Origin of the sequence: Noviherbaspirillum sp. (genome assembly GCF_035944575.1) — a bacterium.
Taxonomy (GTDB): Bacteria; Pseudomonadota; Gammaproteobacteria; order Burkholderiales; family Burkholderiaceae_D; genus Noviherbaspirillum.
The window spans coordinates 1-3,833 of sequence record NZ_DASZBA010000075.1 but is presented as its reverse complement, the minus strand read 5'-3'; the positions used below and the strand labels follow the sequence as shown (position 1 = coordinate 3,833).

Annotated in this window: 4 protein-coding genes; all 4 read right to left on the bottom strand. The window is 64.0% G+C overall.

The window, feature by feature from the left end; genetic code table 11:
- A partial coding sequence (locus VGU61_RS04275) for a type VI secretion system Vgr family protein (RefSeq protein ID WP_326857860.1) occupies positions 1-1,448 on the bottom strand: 1,448 nt, incomplete at its 3' end.
- Positions 1,449-1,674: 226 nt separating this feature from the next.
- The gene (gene folE, locus VGU61_RS04270; protein WP_326857859.1) at positions 1,675-2,244 is read right to left on the bottom strand and encodes a GTP cyclohydrolase I FolE; all 570 of its coding nucleotides are present in this window, start codon (positions 2,242-2,244) and stop codon (positions 1,675-1,677) included.
- An 85-nt stretch (positions 2,245-2,329) separates the two neighbouring features.
- Positions 2,330-2,968 carry a hypothetical protein gene (locus tag VGU61_RS04265; protein ID WP_326857858.1) on the bottom strand — a complete coding sequence of 213 codons (639 nt, stop codon included), beginning with the start codon at positions 2,966-2,968 and terminating at the stop codon, positions 2,330-2,332.
- 95 nt (positions 2,969-3,063) lie between these two features.
- Positions 3,064-3,833, bottom strand: a 770-nt coding sequence (locus VGU61_RS04260) for an SDR family NAD(P)-dependent oxidoreductase (protein ID WP_326857857.1), incomplete at its 5' end; no start/stop codon positions are given.

Sequence of the window (3,833 nt, the reverse complement as noted above, 5' to 3'; positions counted from 1 at the left end):
CGTATCCATGGGGAATCACGGTCGGAGTCGGTGGCGCCGGCGCCTTCGGCGTGCTGGTGGTCCTGCAGGCGGGTGAAGCCCATGCGCACCCTGATGCGGCCGAGGGCGTCGGTGTGGATTTCTTCGCCGGGCGGACCGACGACGATGGCGGTCATCAGGGAAGGCGCGACCGGTTTGGCGTGCTCGGTATGGCTGTAGGCGGGGATGATAGGGATGCCTTTGCGCACGGCGTCGAAGCGGGTGCGGTAGACCGGCTCATTGAGCGCCCTGTCTGATGCGCCGGTCCATGCCGTCGCATCATTGGCAGCCTTGTCCTGTTTATGGAAAGTCTGTGCCGCCGCCTGCGCTTCCTGCGGCAGGTTGTTTCTGGCATACAGCGTGTGGCCTGTGACGACAAACTGCCGCCCCTCCGGGCCGTCCTGATCATGCACCGGGTGCTGCGTCAGTTCGAAATGCCGGCCCACCGCCAGCTCGCGGTGCGTGCCTTCGCCGGAAAACTGCTTGGCGGCGTATTCATGCGCCTGCATGCGCAGCTTGCCGTAACGGACATAGTCGTCGCTGTCATTGGCGCTGTGGTGGGTGTCGAAGCGGTTGTCTTCCAGCGTATCGGCGATACGCGTGCCATGGTCGCCCTGGTCGACCGCATTGCGCTGCTGCTCGGTGTTGACGGTGACGATCTTGTACTCATAGCTGGCACGGCCGATGCTGCCGGGTTGCAGCGTGCGCCGGCCATGCCATTGCGTGATGACGTCTTCATTCTCGGTGCCGTCGTGACGGTGAAAGCGCACCTTCGCGGCGCTGGCCGGCGACAGGGTCGATACGTCGTCGAACAGCACCAGCGTCAGTTTCGGATGCTCGCCGGGTGTGCCGTCGTCGCCATGCTCGACATACCAGGAGATGCCTTCCTGGGCGAACCAGCGGTTGAGGAAAGCGGCGTCGGACTCGTTGTACTGGGTAACCCAGGATTGCGTTGGATGCGTCCTGCGGCATTGGTCGCGCAGGTCCACGCACTGGGCCAGCACGCCGTTGTGCTGCCGGTGTTCGTTGATGATGACGGCGGCGGTGTCGCGCACCGTCATGTCCTGGAAGACGCGGCTGTTGATGCGCCGGGCAAGGATGGCCAAAGGGTCTTGCAGGGTGAGCAAGTAGCGGGAAAAGCCGCCGTCGCTGCCGGCGGCGCTGGCGGCGGTGACAATGCCGCACAGGGCGCGCTCTGCGCCGTCGTCGGTAAGGATGGCGAGCTGGGCCGGCAGGCCGATGAAGTCCTTCAGTTCGAGGAAGGCGTTGTCGGACAGGCAGGAGAGGGTGTAGGTGAAGCCGGTGGAGAGGAATTCGGTGCCGCTTAATTCGAACGGGAGCAGGGTGTCGACGTCGATGCCGGAGCCGGGCGCGAAGGAAAGCTTGAGGAGGCGGTTGGCGTGGGTGAAGGCAAGCGCGGCATCAGACATGGAAGCTCCGTTAAATCATGAAGTTGCAAAAACTTATCGTTTTTGCAAGATCGCGATTCTATCGAAGCATTGTCTTTATTGCAAGATTGCCGCTGCATGAAGCAGCGGACGCGCAAGGCACGAAAAGGAGGTTGAACGACAGGGAGCGGTGCGGGATTGGCGTTGAACGAGAATGGTTGTTTTCAACGCCAAATGAAGGCGGCTTGGCTGCCGGTGAAATTGTCGGTCAGTCCTTCTCCCGCGCCAGCGCCAGGAACTCGGTGCGCAGGCCGAGGTTGGTGCGCATCTCGCCGAGCAGGGCGGAGGTGACGGTCTCTTCTCCCGGCGTGCGGATGCCGCGGCTTTCCATGCACATGTGGCGGCAGCGGATGACGACGCCGACCGACAGCGGCTGCACATGTTTCATCAGCGATTCGGCAACCTGTATCGTGAGCCGTTCCTGTACCTGCAGGCGCTTGGAGAAGCAATCCACCAGGCGGGTCAGTTTCGACAGGCCGACGATCCTGCCGTTGGGCGTGTAGCCGACGGTGGCGGTGCCGAAAAACGGCGCCAGGTGATGTTCGCAGTGGCTGTAGACGGGAATGCCGCGCACCACGATCAGTTCGTTGTACTGTTCCGCGCCATCCTCGAACACCTTCAGGATGTCGGCCGGGTCCTGCGCATAGCCCGATGTCCAGTGCTGCCATGCCTTGTCCACCCGCTGCGGCGTATCGCGCAATCCCTGGCGGTCCGGGTCTTCTCCGAGATGGCGCAAAAGCCTGCGCCAGTCCTGGGTGCCGAAATCGTTTTCATCCATGTCTGTCTCCTTATCGATCGGCGTGCGGGTACCGATTGCGGTCAGTATAAGGAAGGTTTACCGGATGCGCGCGTGCCGGTGTGCATTAATGAAGCGTGACGCCGGCAGTGTCCGGCTTGGCAGGCGAAAAGATCGGCGCGGTTTCCTCGCGCTGCAGCCGGGTGCGGTCGAGCGCCGATTGCGGCATCGGGCGCGGTGCGTGCAGCAGGTTGAGCACCATGTTGGTCGCAAGGCCGAGGGCAAGATGGGTTGCAAGGCCGCGCGCATGTGCCTGCCATGGATACGCACGCGGATCGGCGGACAGTCCTGTGAGCGTCCCCAGCGTCTCGTCCATCACCAGGAACAGGCCCAGACCGAAGCCGAGGCCGTACAAATGATCTTGGCCGGCCCGGCGAACCGGAAACCGCTCGCGCGTGGCGGCGTAGACCGCCGCCGGGCCGATGCCCAGCGCATAGTGCAACGCCACCCCGGCCGGATGCGGCTGCGCCGGCGCCAGCGTCGTGCCGGCTGCGTGCGCCGCCCTGTTGGCGGCGACATGCGTGGGATCGAGCCCGCCCGGCCGGACTGCCTCGGTGCGTTGCCGCGCCCGTGCGTCCACCCGCTTGAACATGAACCAGTCGAGCCGGTCCATCAGCCACACGCCGACCGCGCCGGCGATGGCGCCCTTGACGGCGTTGCTGATCAATTGATCGCGTTCGTTGCCCGTGATGACTATGCGTTGCATCGTATCTCCTTGGTAAGGGGTAAGGACAGGCGGCGCGATGGTGCGAAGTTGCATGCGGCATTGCATGCAACTCCGCGCCGCCCGGCTGGAACCGGTCAGGCGTCCCGGCGGGGCGCCGGCCTGTTCGCCTGCCAGATCGCCGCCAGTGCGATGCCCGCCCCGAGCAGCACGGCGCCGGCCGTTTTCGGATGCATGACCGCATTGGTATAAAGACTGTTCTCAAGCACCGGAAGCACCGGTTCCGCCAACTCGTCCCGCTCGATGCCGTCCTGACTGGCCGTGTGAAGATTGTCCCGCCCGCGCGGATGCGGCGGGCGGGTCGTCCGCTGCAGCGCCGGCATGACGCGCTGCATGACGATGTCGAGCATGCCCGGCATCGCATATTCGGCCACGGCCAGCAGTTTCGCGGCGGCGCCGATTTCGATGTCGCGTTTCGGATGCGCCGCCGCGTAGAGGATGGCGTCGGCCACGATGTCCGGCGCATAGACCGGCGGCGGAAGTCGCGGTTCGACATCCATCATGTTCTTTGCATGGGAAACGAACATGGAATTCACCGAAGCCGGCTTGATCAGCGTCACCGACACCGGCGCGCCTTCTTCTTCCAGTTCCATGCGCAGGGAATCGGTATACCCTTCGACCGCGTGCTTGGATGCAGCATAGATTCCCTGCAGCGGCGTGGCGCGGTCGGAGAAACCGCTGCCGATGTTGATCAGCGCGCCGCCATGCCGCTTCAGATGCCGTACGGCAAACAGCGATCCATGCACCACGCCCCAGTAATTGGTATCGAACAACCGCTGCTTGTCCTCAAGGGTGGTTTCCTCATTGGTGCCGAACATGCCGACGCCGGCGTTGTTCACCCATGTGT